Here is a 17,559-nt window from a genome sequence, read left to right on the forward strand (position 1 = left end):
GGATCAGTTCCTTCCGGCCGGGGTGGTGCGGCCGGGGGTCCGGCCGGCGCCACCGCCGGCGGCGTCCCGCTTGCGCTGCTCCAGCAGCTGCTGACGGATGACTTCCAGACTGCGGGTGACGGCGCCCACCTCGTCGTGGTTGGTCGGGTAGACGACGGTGCGGCGGTCGCCGTCGGCGAGGGCCTCCGCACGCCGGGCGAGGTCGCGCAGCGGCCGCACCACGACGATGTGCATCCAGCCGAGGCAGGCCGCGGCGCCCGTGAGGCCGAGCAGGCCGGCCAGCACGGTGCGGTTCTGTGCGGTGTACGCGGGGATCTCCAGGCCCTTGGCCGGCTGCCAGGTGACGACGGTCCAGTCCAGGGACTGGGCCACCCCCCCTCCGGTCATCGGCGCCGCCGCGGCGATGGAGACGCCGCCGTCGCGCAGCAGGGCGCTGCGGGGGCCCGGGCCCTTGTCGGCCTTCCCATCCGCTCCGCCCTTCTCGTTCGCGCGGGTCACCAGGGCGTCGAGCTTGGCGTCCGACAGCGCCTGGAAGGCAAGGTAGCCGTTGTTGCCGCCGATCACCCGGTGCTTGGCGTCGACGGCGCGGACCTCGCCCAGTCCCGGCCGCTTGAGCAGGGCGTTGAGGAAGTCGATGCGCAGCTCGCCGACCACGGCCGCGCCGCCCAGGCCCGGTGCCTCCGCGTATTCGGTGATGACCGGCTGGTTGCCGATGGCGACCAGTGTCACGGGCTGCCGCGACGGGCCCTGGCCGGTGGTGTGGCGGGGCTTGCCGCCGGCGCGGGCCATGACCGTGCCGTCGGCCTTCAGGACGTAGAGCGATTCGTAGCGCCCGTGCTGTGCCCGGGTGCGTTCCAGCACCTTCGTCATCTCGGCGGGGGTCGTCTTGTCGTTGAGGACGGAGGCGACGGAGGTGAGGTCGGCGTGTCCCTCGTTGAGGGAGCGGCGCACCCGGTCGGCCAGCGTGTCGGTGCGTTCGCGCTGGTCGTCGAGGATGGTCTGCGGCACCGCTACGGCGGTCCCCGCGCGGTTGAGCGCCAGCAGGAGCGGCGCCGACCACACCAGGAGCAGGATCCCGCACACCGCGATGAGCGCGCGGGCCCCGATGCGCGCGCGGCGGCCGGCGCGGGGGCCCGCGCCGTCCGCTCCGGGCTCGCCGAGGAGCTGGCGGCGCAACCGGTCGAGGGCGGCGCCGATGCGGGCGGTTTCGCCGTACTTGGGCACGGTGACGGGCCGGTGCAGGTCGCCGCGGCCGATGCGGCGGCTCTCCAGGAACAGCTGGAGCAGCGGGCGCTGCACGGTGACCACGAGCAGGGCCACGGCGAGCGCGCCGAGGACCAGCAGGGCGCCCGCGGCGGCGATCCAGAAGAAGGAGTCGACGGCGGCGGAGCGCTCCTCGGCGACGGGGACGAACGAGACGACGGCGAGGCCGAGGGCGGTCGCGTCGGTGCCCACACCGGGCTGTGCGCCGGTGAGCTTCGCGTATCCGGCCACGGAGCGGTGGCCGGACCTGGAGTCGCCGAGCAGGCTGCCGCTGACGCCGGCGAAGCCGCCGGAGCCGGGCTCCTTGGCCTGGAGGGGGTGTTGCGCGGACTTCTGCGCGACGGTCTTCGCGAACTTCCCGAGCTGCTTCCTCTCCTGCTCGGAGCCGCCGATGCCATCGCTGCCGAGGACCTGGCCGGATGCGTCGAGGACGGCGATGGCACGGGACTTGCCCAGGCTGACGCCCGGGACATTCATGCTGCTGGAGGCGACCAGGAGCTGCTGGGGGCGGTCGGGCCAGGACAGCAGGGCGAGGGTGAGGAGGCGGGTCTCGCCGTTCTCCAGCCGGACCATGCGGGGGGCGAGGCCGGACGCGCCGTTCAGCTGCGTCAGGTCGAGGGCGGTCAGCGGTAGGTTCTCCCCGCGCTGCGCCTGCAGGCGCCCCGACTTGATCTCGATCACGGCCGTGCCGCGCCACTTCTGGTAGACGCTGCCGAGCTTGTCGAGGACGGAGTCGGGGGAGACCGGTTCGCCGGAGCTGAACAGGGAGGCGGTCCTGCCGATGTCCGTGATGCTCTCGTCCAGGGAGGCGCGCAGGGCGATGGCGCCGTCCTCCGCGAAGTACTGCTGTGAGGTGAGGACGGCTGGCGGTACGGTCTCCTTGCCCACGTGGCCGAGCTGGAACGCGGTGAGGGCGGCGAGGGCCAGCAGCAGGGCGGACAGGGCGGCGATGGGCGGCCGGATGCCGCCCAACAGCGACATGTCGGCCCGACGGCGGGTCCGGTGCCGCCGCTCCGATCGCGACGCGGCCAACGCGGGCTCCTCTTCGTTTTGTCCTGGAGCCGGTGCGGCCGAGGGAGTGTGCTGATCTGGGGGTACGGGGGCAGGGCGCGCGGGGGTTCCGCGGGGCCTCGGCGCGTCAGGTCGGAGCGGGCCCGTTCTCGCGGCAGGCCGGGGTCGCGAGGGCATTCCCGGCGGCCGGCACGCCTCTGCCGAGCCGGAACGCGCCGCGGCCGGCCGGGAATCCGGGCGCGGGGGCGGGGGCGGGCGGGCCGAGCCGAAGAGCGAGGGGAGAGGTACCGGAGCGCGTCACTCCGATATTTTCATATGACTATGAGCGCTTCACGGACCAGGCGAATAACGATTGCAGTTCTGTGCTGCGCTTTCCTTGCGGTTTGTGCCGTTTTGGCGCTTTGGATGACGGGCCCGGGAGGCGCGTCGCAGGCCCGCCCGGCCGGCCCCGTCCCCCAGCCGTCCGCGGGCACCGACCTGGAGCAGCGGATCGCCCGCTTCACCGCGGGCTTCGGCGGGCGCGGCGGGTACCGCACCCCCACGGAACGCGAACGACAGGCGTTCACCCGGGCCTTCGCCCACCTGCTCGACGGCGACACGGAAGCGGCGCGGGCCGGCCTGGCCGAGATCGACTTCACCCTCCGCACCGTCACGGACGCCGCCGGCGGACGCCGGTACGCCGAGGTGGCGGACGGGGCGAGTGAATCGGGCCACACCAACCGCGGCTGGGGCCGGGTCTACGTCGATCTCGACCGGCCCGTGCGCTGGTCGGTGCAGGTCCCCCACCCCGTCGCCGACGCCCGCACCGAACTCCTGGGCGTACGGGTGCTGCGCGGCGCGCCGGGCGGGGTACTGGTGCTCGCCGGTGCCCACCGCGACGCGGGCGAGGACGGCGCCGCGGACGTGGCGCACCGCGAGGACTCGGTCTTCCACGGCGTGGTGGAGGAGCTGGCCCGGCGGAAACTGCCGGGGGTCCAGCTGCACGGATTCGCCGACGAGTCGTTCCGCGGGCGCGACGCGGTGGTCTCCACGGGCGCCGGCGACAGCGCCCTGGCGGACGCGGAGCAGCTGACCGCCGCGCTGCGGCGCGACGGCCTGGACGTCTGCACGGCGTACTCCGCGCGGTGCAAGCTCGCCGGCCGGGAGAACGAACAGGGCCGGACCGCCGCCGACCGGCGGTCCGCCTTCCTGCACGTCGAGCTGAACAAGAAGCTCCGGGGCGACGACGAAGGCCTCGACCGGGCAGCGGCCGCGATCACCACCCTGACGGACCGCTGGTCCCGCCGCTGAAGGCGGCCCCGCGTGCGGCCCCGCGTGCCGGGCCACCGGACCGCCCGGCACGGGGCCGGGCGATCCGGGTCAGGCCGGCGGGGAGACGTCCGCTCGGCGCCGAGGGTGCCCGCGGGTGTCCCGGTACAGGCTGTCTCGCCGTTGCCCCACCGGACGGACACGACGTCAAGGGCGCTGCGGGTGAGTCGAGTCGACGAGGGGCAGGACGTGCGACGGACCGACCGGGCGCAGGAAGGGGTGAAACGGGGCTGAATGTGCACACGAAGCGCGACGGCGCGGGCGGCGTGACACCTGTCCGCCGTCGGCGGGAGTCGAGACCCACTCGACTGCCGCCCGGACCGGGCGGGAGTGGGGAAAGGTGGGCCGCACGCATGCCCCGGGGGGGGTGGTGCATGCGTACGGCTCGCCACCGGGCGGGCTCCTCCGACAGGGGGGGCGTCGTACTGGCCCGCTGGGACGCTCGTTTCCGGAAACGGCCGGCGTAAACGGCTCCGGGCGGAAGAAGCCGAAAAAATGTCCGACGACTATGCGGGCGCCGTCGTGCGGTGGCGCCCCGCCGCCGCGGCGGCCAGCCGGCCCAGGGCCTCGTCCCGGGCGCAGGCGTGCGCGCCGAGCGCGGTGTGCCGGGCCACGATGCCCCGCTCGGCCCGCATCAGCCGCCAGCCCCTGCGCAGCAGGAACGGCACCGACTTGCGGCCCTCGCGCAGGTCGCGGGCGAGGCGCCGCCGGAAGGTCGTCGAGGGGCGCCCGCGCAGGCATATGGCGTCCGCCAGCAGGCCCAGGTCCTGGCAGCGGTTCACGATGTCGGCGGCGAAGATGCCCTCCGCGATGAACAGCGGGGTCCGCGGGGAGCGGGCGATGTCCAGCGTCTCGATGCCCGTGCGGGCGCTGGTCGCGATGTCGTAGACCGGGACGTGGGTGCGGCCCGTCGCGCAGAGCGCGGCGATCGCGGCGACCGCCGCGTCCGCGTCCCAGGAGCCCGGGGAGTCCCAGTCGATGTCGGAGCTGCCGTCGACCAGCGGGAGGGTGGGGTCGTCGCCCTCCTTGTAGAAGTCGTCGAGGCGCAGCACGGGCAGCCCCGAGCGGGCGGCCAGCGAGGATTTACCGGAGCCCGACGGACCGGTCAGCAGGACGACTCGGGTCGGCGAAGGAGAGGAGGAGCTCACGGGACACCAGTCTGAACCATTCCCCCGGGCAGGGGACCCTCACGGTGGCCGGTTGGTATCGAGGATCACACCTCAACTACGCTGCGTGCGCACGCGACTACGACCTCAGGCGGGAATCCCATGGCACGTCACGCAGCCCCCTCCACCCCGAACCGGCTCCGCGCCGCGGGCCTGACCGTCTCCATGGCAGGCGCGGCGCTGGCCATGGCCGCCGGGGGCGCCCAGGCCGGTGAGCTGTCCGTACCGGCGGCCCTGGCCGGGGTCGCCGACCCGATCTCGAACCTCAAGGTGAACCCGCTCGCGCACACCGGCGTGGACCCGCTCGACAACGGCGTGGCCACCAAGGTCGCGGACTTCCCGGCCGTCGGCACCGGCATGGTCACCGGCATCCTGACGCAGGGGCCGTCGGTCGGCGAGCTGCCCACCGCGGCCGTGACCTCGCTGCTCGGACCGGCCCTCCCGCAGAAGTAGCGGGCCGGAGGTACGGGAAGGCCCCGGCAGCGCGGGGGACGCTGCCGGGGCCGGTTCGTGTGGGGCCCTCCCGTACGGGCCGTACGGGGACGGCCCGCGGGAGCCGCCCGCTAGTACGAGGAGCCGCCCGCGCCCAGCGAACCCGTGGGGTGCCAGACGGTCTTGGTCTCCAGGAACGGCGTCATGCGCGCGGTGCCCGGGTCGGCGGTCCAGTCGTCCACAGGCTGTGGACGCAGGACGCGCTTGAGGTTGTCGGCCGCGGCGATCTCCAGCTCCTTGGCGAGCTCCGCACCGGCACCGGCCAGGTCGATCGCGTTGACGTCCTGGTGGGAGGCCAGGTGCGGGCCCATCTCGGCGGCCTTGCCGGACAGGATGTTGACCACGCCGCCCGGCAGGTCGGAGGTGGCCAGCACCTCGCCCAGCGAGAGGGCGGGGAGCGGGGACTTCTCGCTGGCGATGACGACGGCCGTGTTGCCCGTCGCGATCACCGGGGCGATCACGGAGACCAGGCCCAGGAACGAGGAGTCCTGCGGGGCCACGACCGTGACCACACCGGTCGGCTCCGGGGTGGAGAGGTTGAGATACGGGCCCGCGACGGGGTTGGCTCCTCCGACGAGCTGGCCGATCTTGTCGGTCCAGCCCGCGTACCAGACCCAGCGGTCGATGGCCGCGTCCACGACGGCGGCCGCCTTGGACTTGGACAGGCCCTCGGCCTCGCCGACCTCGCGGACGAACTGCTCGCGACGGCCCTCCAGCATCTCGGCGACGCGGTAGAGGATCTGGCCCCGGTTGTACGCGGTGGCGCCCGACCAGCCGCCGAAGGCCTTGCGGGCGGCGACGACCGCGTCACGGGCGTCCTTGCGGGAGGACAGCGGGGCGTTGGCCAGCCACTTGCCCTTGCCGCCCGACGATGTTTTGGCGGTCACTTCGTACACCCGGCCGCTCTCGGAGCGGGGGAACTTGCCCCCGACGTACAGCTTGTAGGTCTTGAAGACACTCAGACGCGTCGACGACGACTCAGACATCGAGGTACCCCTCCAGGCCGTGACGGCCGCCTTCGCGCCCGAAGCCCGACTCCTTGTAGCCGCCGAACGGCGAGGTCGGGTCGAACTTGTTGAACGTGTTGGCCCAGACGACGCCCGCGCGGAGCTTGTTCGCGACCGCCAGGATGCGCGAGCCCTTCTCCGTCCAGATGCCTGCGGAGAGGCCGTACTGGCTGTTGTTGGCCTTCGCGACCGCCTCGTCGGGGGTGCGGAAGGTCAGCACGGACAGCACCGGGCCGAAGATCTCGTCGCGGGCGACGGTGTGCGCCTGGGTGACGTTCGTGAAGAGCGTCGGGGCGAACCAGTAGCCGGCGGACGGCAGCTCGCACTCCGGGGACCAGCGCTCGGCGCCCTCGGCCTCGCCGGTCTCGGCGAGCGCGGTGATCCGGGCGAGCTGCTCGGCGGAGTTGATCGCGCCGATGTCGGTGTTCTTGTCGAGCGGGTCGCCCAGGCGCAGCGAGGAGAGGCGGCGCTTGAGGGAGTCCAGCAGCTCGTCGTGGATCGACTCCTGGACCAGCAGGCGCGAGCCCGCGCAGCAGACCTGGCCCTGGTTGAAGAAGATGCCGGTGACGATGCCCTCGACGGCCTGGTCGATCGGGGCGTCGTCGAAGACGATGTTGGCGCCCTTGCCGCCCAGCTCCAGGGTGACCTTCTTGTCGGTGCCGGCGACCGTGCGGGCGATGCGCTTGCCGACGGCCGTGGAGCCGGTGAAGGCGACCTTGTTGACGTCCGGGTGCTCGACGAGGGCCGCGCCCGCGTCGCCGTAGCCGGTGAGGATGTTGACGACGCCCTTGGGCAGGCCCGCCTGGCGGCAGATGTCCGCGAAGAACAGCGCCGACAGGGGCGTGGTCTCGGCGGGCTTGAGGACGACCGTGTTGCCGGTGGCGAGCGCCGGGGCGATCTTCCACGCGAGCATGAGGAGCGGGAAGTTCCACGGGATGACCTGGCCGGCCACGCCGAGCGGGCGGGGGTTCGCGCCGTAGCCCGCGTGGTCGAGCTTGTCGGCCCAGCCCGCGTAGTAGAAGAAGTGCGCGGCGACCAGCGGGAGGTCCGCGTCGCGGGTCTCCTTGATCGGCTTGCCGTTGTCCAGGGTCTCCAGGACGGCCAGCTCGCGGCTGCGCTCCTGGATGATCCGGGCGATGCGGAAGAGGTACTTGGCGCGCTCGGAGCCCGGCAGCGCGGACCACTTCTCGAAGGCCCTGCGGGCGGCCTTGACGGCGCGGTCCACGTCGGCGGCGCCCGCCTGGGCGACTTCGGCGAGGACTTCCTCGGACGACGGGGAGACCGTCTTGAAGACCTTGCCGTCGGCGGCCTCGGTGAACTCTCCGTCGATGAAGAGCCCGTAGGAGGGGGCGATGTCGACGACCGAGCGGGACTCGGGGGCCGGTGCGTACTCGAAGAGGGATGCCATGGTGATCAGTCCACCGTCACGTAGTCGGGACCGGAGTAACGCCCGGTGCTCAGCTTCTGGCGCTGCATCAACAGGTCGTTGAGCAGGCTGGAGGCGCCGAAGCGGAACCAGTGGTTGCTCAGCCAGTCCTCGCCCACGGTCTCGTTGACCAGGACCAGGAACTTGATCGCGTCCTTGGTGGTGCGGATGCCGCCGGCCGGCTTCACGCCGATCTGGATGCCGGTCTGCGCGCGGAAGTCGCGTACGGCTTCGAGCATCAGCAGGGTGTTGGCGGGGGTGGCGTTCACCCCGACCTTGCCGGTCGACGTCTTGATGAAGTCGGCGCCGGCCATCATGCCGATCCAGGAGGCACGGCGGATGTTGTCGTACGTCGACAGCTCACCGGTCTCGAAGATGACCTTGAGGCGGGCCGCGGTGCCGTCGGAGCGGACGCAGGCCTCCTTGACGGCCTTGATCAGCTCGTACGTGTCCAGGTAGCGACCGGCGAGGAAGGCGCCACGGTCGATGACCATGTCGATCTCGTCGGCGCCGGCGGCCACGGCGTCCGCGGTGTCCGCGAGCTTGACGGGCAGGGCGGCCCGGCCGGCGGGGAACGCCGTGGCGACGGAGGCCACCTTGACGTCGGCGCCGTTCAGCGCCGCCTTGGCGGTGGCCACCATGTCGGGGTACACGCAGACGGCGGCCGTCGTCGGGGTGGTGCGGTCGGTCGGATCGGGGAGGACGGCCTTGGCGGAGAGCGCCCGGACCTTGCCCGGGGTGTCCGCGCCTTCCAGGGTCGTCAGGTCGATCATCGAGATGGCCAGGTCGATGGCGTACGCCTTGGCCGTCGTCTTGATCGAACGGGTGCCGAGGGCGGCCGCGCGGGCCTCCAGGCCGACAGCGTCGACGCCGGGCAGCCCGTGCAGGAAGCGGCGCAGCGCACTGTCGGACGTCGTCACGTCAGCGAATGCGGTGAGGGTGGTGGGCATGGTCACCACATGAGCATATCTACGCGCGTAGCGGCCTGTCACCCCCCTCCCCCGATTCCGGTGCGGAATCGACACCTCCGCTCACGCCCGCACGCCGGCCCGGGGGCGGCAGCGGCGCCGATCTCGTCCGCTGAGACGGCGTGGGGCAGAATCGACCGCATGAGCAGCCAGCAGCCGACCGACGAGCCCGTCTATGACGACCGGGTCTACCGCTCCGCCATGGCCGTCGTCACCGGGGTGCTGCTGCTCGGGCTGACCGCCTGGCTCTGCGGGGACGCCGTGGTGCGGGGCTCGGGGAACACCCCGTGGATCGCGCTGGCCCTGGCACTGTGCGCTGTCCCGCTGATCGTGGCGTTCACCATCCGCCCGGCCGTCTTCGCCAACGACGACCGGATGCGCGTGCGCAACCCCTTCCGGGTCGTCGAGCTGCCCTGGGCGGCCGTGGACACCGTGCGCGCCGGGTACTCGGCCGAGGTGCTGGCCGAGGGGTCCACGTACCAGCTCTGGTCGGTGCCCGTCTCCCTGCGGGAGCGCAAGAAGGCGAACCGGCGCCGGCTCAGCCGCCGCGACGGACTGACCGGCCGCAGCCCGGCCGCCCCGGCGCAGAACGGCGCCGCCGCCGAGCCCGCCGAGCCGCAGCGGGCGGGCGCGGACCGGGTCGTGGACGAGCTGCGCGAGCTGGCCGAGCGCGGCGCCTCGCGGGCGGGCGCCCAGGGCGGCGTGCGCGTGCACTGGTCGTACGAGGTCATCGCCCCCGCTGTGGCCGGGGCCGTGCTGCTGATCGTCCTGCTCGTCGTCGGCTGACACCCCGGCCGGCGTGGCCCGCGCCACACCCCCGCCCGTGCGGAACCGGCGCTACCGGTGACGCGTCCTCGCAGGTGTGCAGCGTCATGAGGACGGCGGAAACGCCGCCACCGCCATCCATCTCCGGCTCCGGCTCGCGTCCGGCGCCCTGCTCGCCGCTCATCTCCTGGTCGTCGGCTGGCTCACCCTGCGGCCGCTGGACGTGCCCTGGGCGGCGGCCGCCAATCTGGCCCCGCTGGAGGGGATCAGGGCGGACCTGGCGCAGGGGCCGCTGGAGGCCGCCCGGCGGATCGGGGAGGGTCTGGCCCTGCTGGCCCCGCTGGGGGTGCTGCTGCCACTGGTCAGCGGGCGGCTCGCGCCCTCGCGGCTGTCCGCGTGGTCCTCGCTGACCCGGACCGCCGCCGCGGGCGCGCTGGTCTCGGTGTGCATCGAGCTGCTCCAGACCGCCGTCCCGGGACGGGTCGTCGACGTGGACGCGGTGCTGCTGAACACGGTGGGCGTACTCCTCGCCCACGCGGCCGTCGTACCGGCAATGCGGGCCCGGATGCGGCGTGCGCGAGCCGCTTGTCAGGGGGCGACCCCGAGAATTACCAGGGTCGGGGTCGGCCCCTGGACCGAGGTCGTCTCGGCGGTCCAGCGGGAGTATTGAGGCATCGCAAGACGAGCGATCCCAACGAAGGAGAAACCATGAGCGCCCTGGCCCGCCCCCGTGACGGACGATGGATCGGCGGCGTCTGCGCCGCACTGGCGCGCCGTTTCGGAACGTCCGCGAACACGATGCGCGTCATCTTCGTCGTCTCGTGCCTGCTGCCCGGCCCGCAGTTCCTGGTCTACCTGGCGCTGTGGCTGCTGCTGCCGAACGACAAGGCCGCCTCCACCGCCTGGTAGACCTCGCCGCGGATCAGCCGGCGCGCCGGACCTTCTCCAGCTGCTTGTCCGCCACTTCCTGCGGCACCAGCGCCTTCTGCTGCGCGGCCGCCACGTTGAGGGCCATCAGCCGTACGACGGTGTCGCCCTCGCGCACGACGACCAGGTGGACCTGGGCCGAGACGCCCTGGGCGGCCGCGGTCGTGGTCCAGCTGACGCTCTCGTCGCCGGACGTCGCGTACGCGGCGGCCCGCACGTCGCGGTAGCTGCCGGTCTGCTTCTCGACGGTGGCGGAGAAGCCCGTGGCGCAGGCGGCGACGGCGGCCTTGAGACGGCTGATCAGGGCCTTGGCGTCGGCCTGCGTGTACGAGCTGACGGAGGCGGAGACGGCGAGGCCGATCTGCTTCTGGGAGCCGACGCCGCGGTTGACCGTCTCGCGGGCGGCCGGGTCCGGCTTGTCGCCCATGACGTCCGCCAGCGGCTGGCAGGCCTTGCGGTCGGCCTGCGGTTGGCCGTCGGGGGCGTTCGGGTTCTTGCCCTGGGCGGAGATCTGGTAGCCGGGCAGGTCGCCCTGTTCCAGCGCGGCCCGCTCCGCCTTCGTGCCGCCGGTCTTCGGCGCGCCGGTTCCGGCGGGGGCGGACGCGGACGGAGCCGGGGCGCCGGGCGCGCCGGAGGCGGGGCGGGAGGAGCCCTTGGGGTCCGGGGCCTCGCCCTTGGCGGGAGTGTCCGTACTGCTGCATCCGACCGCTGCGACGAGCAGGGCGGGGACCAGCGCGACCAGGGTCGCTCGTGCCTTCATTCGCATGACCAAACACCTCATACCGATTGCTTCGGCGGGCAGTTGGTGGTGATCGTGACACACGGCACGGCGGGGCACACACCTCGTCAAAGAGGCGTGCGCCCACCGTGCGCGCGTTCGGGTCGCGGCAGCGTCAGCCGCCGAGGCCGTTCAGGGCGCCGGTGGCCGGGGCCAGGCCGCCGAGGAGGCCGGTGATCGGCGCGGCGGGGTCGGAGGACTCGCCCTGCTGGCCTCCGACGCTCTGCTGGCTGGTGGCTCCCTGGAGGGCGCCGGTGGCGCTGGTCAGTGCGTCGGTGAGGCCGACGGCGGGGACGGCGGCCGAGGCGGTACCGGCGGCGACGACGGCGAAGGCGGCGCCGAGAGCGGCGACACCGAGGGTCTTGGCAGCTGACTTCTTCATGAAAGATCGTCCTTGCGACGGGGAATTGAGCGGCTCCGCAAACTAGTCACTTCAAACCCCCGCCCGCAAACATACGTAAATACGAGAAAGCGCCCGGGAATTGCTCCTCCCGGGCGCTTTCAGTACGTCATGCCGTGGCCTATGCCGAGACGGAACCCCTGGTGGAAGCGGTCTGCTGGAACAGCCACTCCGACTTCAGCTCCGCGTATCCGGGCTTGATGACCTCGTTGATCATGGCCAGTCGTTCATCGAAAGGAATGAACGCGGACTTCATCGCATTGACGGTGAACCACTGCATGTCGTCCAGCGAGTAGCCGAAGGTGTCGACCAGGTGCTCGAACTCGCGGCTCATGCTGGTGCCGCTCATCAGCCGGTTGTCGGTGTTGACGGTCAGCCGGAAGTGCAGCTTGCGCAGCAGGCCGATCGGGTGCTCGGCGTAGGAGGCGGCCGCGGCCGTCTGCAGGTTCGAGGTCGGGCACATCTCCAGGGGGATGCGCTTGTCCCGTACGTACGAGGCCAGGCGGCCGAGCTTCACCGTGCCGTCGGCGGCGACCTCGATGTCGTCGATGATCTTCACGCCGTGGCCGAGGCGGTCGGCGCCGCACCACTGCAGGGCCTGCCAGATCGACGGCAGGCCGAAGGCCTCGCCCGCATGGATGGTGAAGTGGTTGTTCTCGCGCTTGAGGTACTCGAAGGCGTCGAGGTGGCGGGTGGGGGGGAACCCGGCCTCGGCGCCGGCGATGTCGAATCCGACCACGCCGTTGTCGCGGTAGCGGTTCGCCAGCTCGGCGATCTCCAGGGCGCGGGCCGCGTGGCGCATGGCGGTCAGCAGGGCGCCGACGCGGATGCGGTGGCCGTTGGCCTTGGCGCGGCGCTCGCCCTCGCGGAAGCCGTCGTTCACGGCCTCGACGACCTCTTCGAGGGTCAGGCCGGCTTCCAGGTGCTGCTCGGGCGCGTACCGGATCTCGGCGTACACGACGCCGTCCTCGGCCAGGTCCTCGGCGCACTCGGCGGCGACCCGGAAGAGGGCCTCCTTCGTCTGCATGACCGCGCAGGTGTGCGCGAACGTCTCGAGGTAGCGCGGGAGGGAGCCGGAGTCGGCGGCTTCCCGGAACCAGATGCCGAGCTTGTCGGCGTCGGTCTCGGGGAGGTTCTCGTAGCCGGCCTCGCGGGCCAGCTCGATGATGGTCCCGGGGCGCAGTCCACCGTCGAGGTGATCGTGCAGGAGCACCTTCGGGGAGCGGCGGATCTGATCCGGGGTCGGCAGGTTGAGGGTCTCGCTCGTCATCTGGGCACTCTAGCTCCTACGCGCGTAGAGCGTGCCCCGGCGACGGGGGTCGATATGTAACAGAGACCGCGCGGACGGATGGCGTACACCTCGGGGTCTGAGACTGTTCCGCCATGGCACAGCATGCGCCGCCGGCGCGCGGGGCCCGCTTGGGGCGGGCGGCCGGCGCGAACGGTTCGGTCACGACGGTCAGCGGTGTGGTGCTCCTGCTTCCCGGAGCGTCCCGATTCTCCCCCGGCCCCCTGCGCCCGCTCGCCCGGGCGCTGGCCCGGGCGGGCGGAACGGAGGGGCTGGCCGCGCACGCCGTCCAGCACGGCGGGGACGCCCCCCGCGAGGAGCAGGCTCGGTGGGCGGTGGACGAGGTGGTGCGGCGCTACGGCGACGTGCCGGTGTGCCTGGCCGGCTACGGCGCGGGCGGCCTGGCCGCGCTGCGGGCGGCGGGGCACGAGGCCGTCAACTCCGTGCTGGCGATGGCCCCCTGCCTCCCGGACGCGGGCGCCGCCGCGCAGCCGCCCGAGCCGGTGAAGCACCTGGCGGGGCGGCGGGTGCTGATCGTGCACGGCACGGACGACGCGCGCAGCGACCCTGAGGCCTCGTTCCTGCTGGCGGCGCGGGCGAAGAAGGCGAACCGGGCGACGTGCCGGTTCGAGGTGCACTCGGACGGGCACGGGCTGCGCGAGCACCAGGCGGAAGTCGTCGCGCTGGCCGTGGACTTCGCCCTCGGGTCGGTGTTCTCGGGCCGGTACTCGCGCCCGGTCACGGACGCCCTGGCGGCGCCCCCGCCGCTGGGCCTGCGGATGCCTCTCGCCTCCGGCTTCGGCAGGCCGCCGCGGCGGTGACGCACCGGCCCGGCCCGCCCGGCCGGCCGCCCCGGTGCGCACCCCGCCGGAGGCCCGGAGCGGGCCGGGCTGCCGGGCTGCCGGGCTGCCGGGCGTACAGTGGGATCAAGGACTCGGGGACTTCTCCCCCGGAGGCGATGATCATGGCCGATCTGGTGTGCAGGAACTTCGACGCGGCCGACGAGACGCGGCCCTTCCTGGCCGGCAAGGGCCGGCTGGACCTGCTGGAGACGGACGGCGGACAGGTCGGCCGCGGGGTGTTCGAGCCGGGCTGGAAGTGGTCGGAGCACATCAAGCCGCTGGCCGGCACCGAGAGCTGCGAGTCCGCGCACACGGGATACGTGGTCAGCGGCCGCATCAGGATCGTCATGGACTCCGGGGACGCCGTCGAGGCAGGTCCGGGCGACTTCATCCAGGTGGCTTCCGGGCACGACGCCTGGGTCCTGGGCGACGAGCCCTGCGTCCTCCTGGACTGGACCGGGTACGGCGACTACGCCAGGCCGCCCTCCGGCTGAGGAATCCGGCGGGCGGGCGGGGCCTGGCCCAGCAGGCCCGTGGCACGGTCCAGGGTGCGTGCCAGGGAGCCCGGGGTCGCGGCGGTCGCCAGGACGTACGCGTGGTGCAGGGCCCCCGTCGGGGCGCGGCGGACGGTGGCGCCCGGCGGTATCTCCAGCTGGACCCGCACCACCCCCGGCACGGCGCGGGCCGCGGCGATCCCCGGGCGCACCCCGTCCAGGCGCCGGCCGGGCGGGAAGTCCACATACCGCAGTCCCGCGCAGGCGGCGCGGGGGCTGCGCGGCGGGTCCGGCAGGCGCAGCCCGGAGGCGAGCGCGAGGCCGAGGACGTCGGTGCCGTGGGCGAGCCGGAGCAGCCGGGCGAACTCCTCGCCGCCGGGGCGGGCGTGGGCCTCGATCAGGCGGGGGCCGTGCCGGGTGAGGAGGACCTCGGTGTGGGAGGGGCCGTCGCGGTGGCCGGTGAGGTGGAGGACGCCGCGTACCAGGGCCCGTACGGCCTCGGCGGTGCCGGGGTCCAGGGGCACGGGCAGTTCGTGGCCGGTGGCGGTCAGGCCCGGGCCCGTCCGGCGGCGGGCCCAGCCGAGGACGCGGTGGCGGCCGTCCCGGGACAGGGCTTCGACGGCGAGCTCGGGGCCGTCCAGGTACTCCTCGACGAGGAGGTCGGTGACCTCCGGGTAGGCGAGGGCGGCGGCCGACGCCTCGGCCTCGTCGCGGACGAGGCGGACTCCCTCGCCGTCGCTGCCGGCCCGCGGTTTCACCACGCAGGGGTAGCCGATGAGGGTGGCGACGAAGGGGAGGGTCGCGGCGCGGCCGCAGCGGGCGAAGGAGACGGGCCGGGCGGGGGGCAGCGCGTTGGAGCGGGCCCGCAGGGCGGCCTTGTCCGTGAGGGCGGTGACGGCGCCGGTGGGGGTGCCGGGCAGGCCCAGCTCCTCGTTGGCCCGCGCGGCCGCCAGGGCCGAGGCCGCGTCGAAGCCGAAGACGGCGGCGCGGCCTTCGAGGACCTCCTCCATGCGGCCGACGGCGCCGACGAGGCGGCGGTGGTCGCGCCAGTCCGCCCGTACCCGCCGCTCCGCCCCCTCACGGTCGGACGGCACCGGTGGAACCGGCGCGACCACCACGGTGCGCGCGCCCGCACGGCGGGCGGCCGCCACCACGGCGGGTCGGGGGCTCAGCAGGACGGCAACGGGCTCCCGCCCCTCGATGGGTGTCCGCTGCCGCATACCGCGCTCCCCCTCACGCCGTGTGACCACTGTGCCGCTTCGGCATATGCCGATGGCGGCCGGGCACGCGTCGTCTTGCCGCCTTGCGGGAACACGAGGGGTTTACAAACGGACACAGCCCGGGACGAATACGCATATGCCAGCCGACCCACCCGGAGAGCCCGAGGAGCTGAGCCCAGCGGCCCGGCGCCTCTACGCGTACGCCGTCGAGCGGCACGCCTTCGGCGCCGCCGAGGCCACCGAGGCCCTCGGTGTGCGCGCGGCCGCCGCGATCACCGAGCTGGCCGCCGCGCACCTGCTCCAGCGGGCACCCGGCGGCGCGCCCGACCGATGGAGCGCGGTCGCGCCCCGGGCGGCGGCCGCCCGGGCGCTGGCCCCGCTGGCCCTGCTCGTACGGGAGACCCACGACGAGATGGACCGGCTGCGGGGGCGGCTGGAGACCCTGGTCCCGGCGTACGAGGCGGGGGCCGCGCACCGGGACCCGGGCGGCGGTTCGGGGCGCCTGGAGCTGGTCACCGACCTGGGCGCCGTACGGGGTCTGATCGCGGAGCTGGTCGCCTCCTGCGAGCGGGAGCTGCTGACCTCCCAGCCGGGCGGCGGGCGGCCGCTGGAGACGCTGGAGGAGTCGATCGGGCGGGACGAGTCGCTGCTGGCGCGCGGGGTCCGGATGCGGACCGTCTACCAGCACACGGCGCGCTACTCGCGGCCCACGGCGGCGTACGTGGAGCGGGTGACGGCGCTGGGCGCGCAGGTGCGGACGCTCGGCGACGGGCTGATGCGGATGCTGGTCTTCGACGCGCACACGGGCCTGATGGCCGTGCCGGACCGCAGCGGGGCGGCGCTGGTGGTGCGGGAGCCGAGCGTCGTGCACTTCATGACGGCGGCGTTCGAGCGCTCCTGGCTGGGTGCCCAGCCGTTCCCGGTGACGGTGAGCCCGGAGGCGGCCCGGTCGATCTCCGACGAGCTGCGGCAGACGATCGTACGGCTGCTGTCGGAGGGGCTGGAGGACAAGGTGATCGCGCGGCGGCTCGGCGTGTCCGAGCGGACGTGCCAGCGGCACATCGCGGAGATCATGCGGGCGGTGGGGGCCAAGTCCCGCTTCCAGGCGGGGTTCCTGCTGTCCGCGCACCCGGTGCCCATGCCGGATCCGGAGCAGGAGCAGGAGGCGGGTCCGGAGCGGGCGCCGGACCCGCCTAGGCGGGCGGCTCCAGCTCCGGGATCAGCCGGCCGCGGCGGGACAGCAGGAAGCGTTTGAACTCGGCCACCGGCGGGGTGTCGGGGTGGCCGTCGAGCCAGGCGACGCCGATCTCGCGGACCGCGCGCGGGGCGGTGACCGTCAGCTCGACGACCCCCGGGCGGGCCACGGCCGGGGGCGGCAGCAGGGCCACGCCGAGTCCGGCGGCGACCAGGCCGCGCAGGGTCTCGGCCTCCTCGCCCTCGAAGGCGACCCGGGGCGTGAAGCCGGCCTCGGCGCACAGGTCGTCGGTGATGCGGCGCAGGCCGTAGCCGGGCTCCAGGGTGACGAAGGTTTCCTCGGCGGCCTCGGCGAGGCGGATGCGCTTGCGCCCGGCGAGGCGGTGGTCGTCGGGGACGACCAGGCGCAGCCGCTGCTCGTCCAGGCGGCGGGCGACGAGGTCGGGGGCTTCGGGGAGGGGCGAGGTCAGGCAGAGGTCGAGCTCGCCGGCGCGCAGCCGCTCCAGCATGGCCTCGCCGTAGTTCTGGACGAGGGAGAAGCGGATGCGGGGGTGGTCGGCGCGGAAGGCGCGGATCAGGCCGGGCACGGTCTCGGAGCCCAGGGTGTGCAGGAAGCCGAAGGCCACCTTGCCGGCGGTGGGGTCGGCGTCCTGCTGGACGGATTCGGCGGCGCGGGCGATCCCGTCGAGGGCCCGCTCGGCGGAGGCGAGGAAGGTGTGGCCCGCGGTGGTGAGGGCGACCGTACGGCCCTTGCGGGCGAACAGCGTGACGCCGAGGTCCTGTTCGAGCCTGACCATGGCCCGCGACAGGGTCGACTGGGGGACGCCGAGCTCGTGCGCGGCGCGGGTGACGTGCTCGTGCCGGGCCACGGCCGCGAAATACGCGAGGCGCGGGGCCAACAGGCGTGTCACCGCCATGTCTTCTTCGTAACGGTTCATCGACATGCGCCGTCCTGAGCTGTGCTGATGCGTGAGTGGAACGATTATCGCGAATCCGTGCATTGGACGCAT

General features: G+C 73.6%; 18 protein-coding genes. 8 read left to right on the forward strand and 10 right to left on the reverse strand.

What is annotated here, in order from left to right; translation table 11 throughout:
• Positions 1-3 precede the first annotated feature (3 nt).
• On the reverse strand, positions 4-2,244 hold the full coding sequence (locus ACFWTC_RS00335) for a HAMP domain-containing protein (protein ID WP_384026080.1): 2,241 nt from the start codon (positions 2,242-2,244) through the stop codon (positions 4-6).
• Between the two features lie 435 nt (positions 2,245-2,679).
• Between ACFWTC_RS00335 and ACFWTC_RS00340 the strand changes: the two genes are divergently transcribed.
• Complete coding sequence (locus ACFWTC_RS00340; RefSeq protein ID WP_384026003.1) at positions 2,680-3,564, forward strand: hypothetical protein; 885 nt, start codon at positions 2,680-2,682, stop codon at positions 3,562-3,564.
• Positions 3,565-4,088: 524 nt separating this feature from the next.
• On the opposite strand, the gene ACFWTC_RS00345 is transcribed toward ACFWTC_RS00340, so the two are convergent.
• Positions 4,089-4,730 (reverse strand): uridine kinase, encoded by a 642-nt coding sequence (locus tag ACFWTC_RS00345; RefSeq protein ID WP_384026000.1) that lies wholly within the window; start codon positions 4,728-4,730, stop codon positions 4,089-4,091.
• A gap of 120 nt (positions 4,731-4,850) precedes the next feature.
• Here ACFWTC_RS00345 and ACFWTC_RS00350 point away from each other — a divergent pair, with 120 nt between their 5' ends.
• Positions 4,851-5,201 carry a hypothetical protein gene (locus tag ACFWTC_RS00350; protein WP_383924294.1) on the forward strand — a complete coding sequence of 117 codons (351 nt, stop codon included), beginning with the start codon at positions 4,851-4,853 and terminating at the stop codon, positions 5,199-5,201.
• A gap of 110 nt (positions 5,202-5,311) precedes the next feature.
• On the opposite strand, the gene ACFWTC_RS00355 is transcribed toward ACFWTC_RS00350, so the two are convergent.
• Genes ACFWTC_RS00355 through deoC form a run of 3 tightly spaced genes read right to left on the reverse strand, consistent with a single transcriptional unit; the run spans position 5,312 to position 8,623 of the window.
• Positions 5,312-6,226 (reverse strand): aldehyde dehydrogenase family protein, encoded by a 915-nt coding sequence (locus tag ACFWTC_RS00355; RefSeq protein WP_267723254.1) that lies wholly within the window; start codon positions 6,224-6,226, stop codon positions 5,312-5,314.
• Entirely contained in the window at positions 6,219-7,655 is a 1,437-nt protein-coding gene (locus ACFWTC_RS00360; RefSeq protein ID WP_383924297.1) for an aldehyde dehydrogenase family protein, read from the reverse strand. The genes ACFWTC_RS00355 and ACFWTC_RS00360 overlap by 8 nt, the downstream gene beginning before the upstream one ends.
• A 5-nt stretch (positions 7,656-7,660) precedes the next feature.
• Positions 7,661-8,623 (reverse strand): deoxyribose-phosphate aldolase, encoded by a 963-nt coding sequence (deoC, locus tag ACFWTC_RS00365; RefSeq protein ID WP_384026077.1) that lies wholly within the window; start codon positions 8,621-8,623, stop codon positions 7,661-7,663.
• Between the two features lie 159 nt (positions 8,624-8,782).
• Here deoC and ACFWTC_RS00370 point away from each other — a divergent pair, with 159 nt between their 5' ends.
• From ACFWTC_RS00370 to ACFWTC_RS00380, 3 genes are all read left to right on the forward strand, one after another.
• Positions 8,783-9,427, forward strand: a complete 645-nt coding sequence (locus ACFWTC_RS00370) for a PH domain-containing protein (RefSeq protein WP_384025997.1) — start codon at positions 8,783-8,785, stop codon at positions 9,425-9,427.
• Between the two features lie 76 nt (positions 9,428-9,503).
• Positions 9,504-10,076, forward strand: a complete 573-nt coding sequence (locus ACFWTC_RS00375; protein WP_383924303.1) for a VanZ family protein — start codon at positions 9,504-9,506, stop codon at positions 10,074-10,076.
• Between the two features lie 38 nt (positions 10,077-10,114).
• Complete coding sequence (locus ACFWTC_RS00380) at positions 10,115-10,315, forward strand: PspC domain-containing protein (protein WP_383924306.1); 201 nt, start codon at positions 10,115-10,117, stop codon at positions 10,313-10,315.
• A gap of 13 nt (positions 10,316-10,328) precedes the next feature.
• On the opposite strand, the gene ACFWTC_RS00385 is transcribed toward ACFWTC_RS00380, so the two are convergent.
• The 3 genes from ACFWTC_RS00385 to ACFWTC_RS00395 form a co-directional block, all read right to left on the reverse strand.
• Positions 10,329-11,093 (reverse strand): hypothetical protein, encoded by a 765-nt coding sequence (locus ACFWTC_RS00385; RefSeq protein WP_383924309.1) that lies wholly within the window; start codon positions 11,091-11,093, stop codon positions 10,329-10,331.
• 133 nt (positions 11,094-11,226) lie between these two features.
• Entirely contained in the window at positions 11,227-11,493 is a 267-nt protein-coding gene (locus tag ACFWTC_RS00390; RefSeq protein ID WP_383924311.1) for a hypothetical protein, read from the reverse strand.
• Between the two features lie 139 nt (positions 11,494-11,632).
• Positions 11,633-12,781 carry an adenosine deaminase gene (locus ACFWTC_RS00395; RefSeq protein ID WP_383924314.1) on the reverse strand — a complete coding sequence of 383 codons (1,149 nt, stop codon included), beginning with the start codon at positions 12,779-12,781 and terminating at the stop codon, positions 11,633-11,635.
• A 113-nt stretch (positions 12,782-12,894) separates the two neighbouring features.
• Between ACFWTC_RS00395 and ACFWTC_RS00400 the strand changes: the two genes are divergently transcribed.
• Positions 12,895-13,620 carry an alpha/beta hydrolase gene (locus ACFWTC_RS00400; RefSeq protein ID WP_384025995.1) on the forward strand — a complete coding sequence of 242 codons (726 nt, stop codon included), beginning with the start codon at positions 12,895-12,897 and terminating at the stop codon, positions 13,618-13,620.
• Positions 13,621-13,763: 143 nt separating this feature from the next.
• The gene (locus tag ACFWTC_RS00405; RefSeq protein ID WP_383903762.1) at positions 13,764-14,135 is read left to right on the forward strand and encodes a cupin domain-containing protein; all 372 of its coding nucleotides are present in this window, start codon (positions 13,764-13,766) and stop codon (positions 14,133-14,135) included.
• Here the strand turns inward: ACFWTC_RS00405 and ACFWTC_RS00410 are convergent.
• Positions 14,111-15,355, reverse strand: coding sequence for an ATP-grasp domain-containing protein (locus ACFWTC_RS00410; RefSeq protein ID WP_384025992.1), 1,245 nt, complete (start codon positions 15,353-15,355; stop codon positions 14,111-14,113). The two genes, ACFWTC_RS00405 and ACFWTC_RS00410, sit on opposite strands and share 25 nt — an antisense overlap.
• A 136-nt stretch (positions 15,356-15,491) precedes the next feature.
• On the opposite strand from ACFWTC_RS00410, the gene ACFWTC_RS00415 reads away from it, so the two are divergent.
• Entirely contained in the window at positions 15,492-16,610 is a 1,119-nt protein-coding gene (locus ACFWTC_RS00415; RefSeq protein ID WP_383924322.1) for a LuxR C-terminal-related transcriptional regulator, read from the forward strand.
• On the opposite strand, the gene ACFWTC_RS00420 is transcribed toward ACFWTC_RS00415, so the two are convergent.
• A complete protein-coding gene (locus ACFWTC_RS00420) occupies positions 16,549-17,487 on the reverse strand; it encodes a LysR family transcriptional regulator (RefSeq protein WP_383924377.1) in 939 nt (312 codons plus the stop codon). The genes ACFWTC_RS00415 and ACFWTC_RS00420 overlap by 62 nt on opposite strands.
• Positions 17,488-17,559 lie beyond the last annotated feature (72 nt).

Origin of the sequence: Streptomyces sp. NPDC058619 (assembly GCF_042717785.1) — a bacterium.
In the GTDB taxonomy this organism is placed as follows: Bacteria; Actinomycetota; Actinomycetes; order Streptomycetales; family Streptomycetaceae; genus Streptomyces.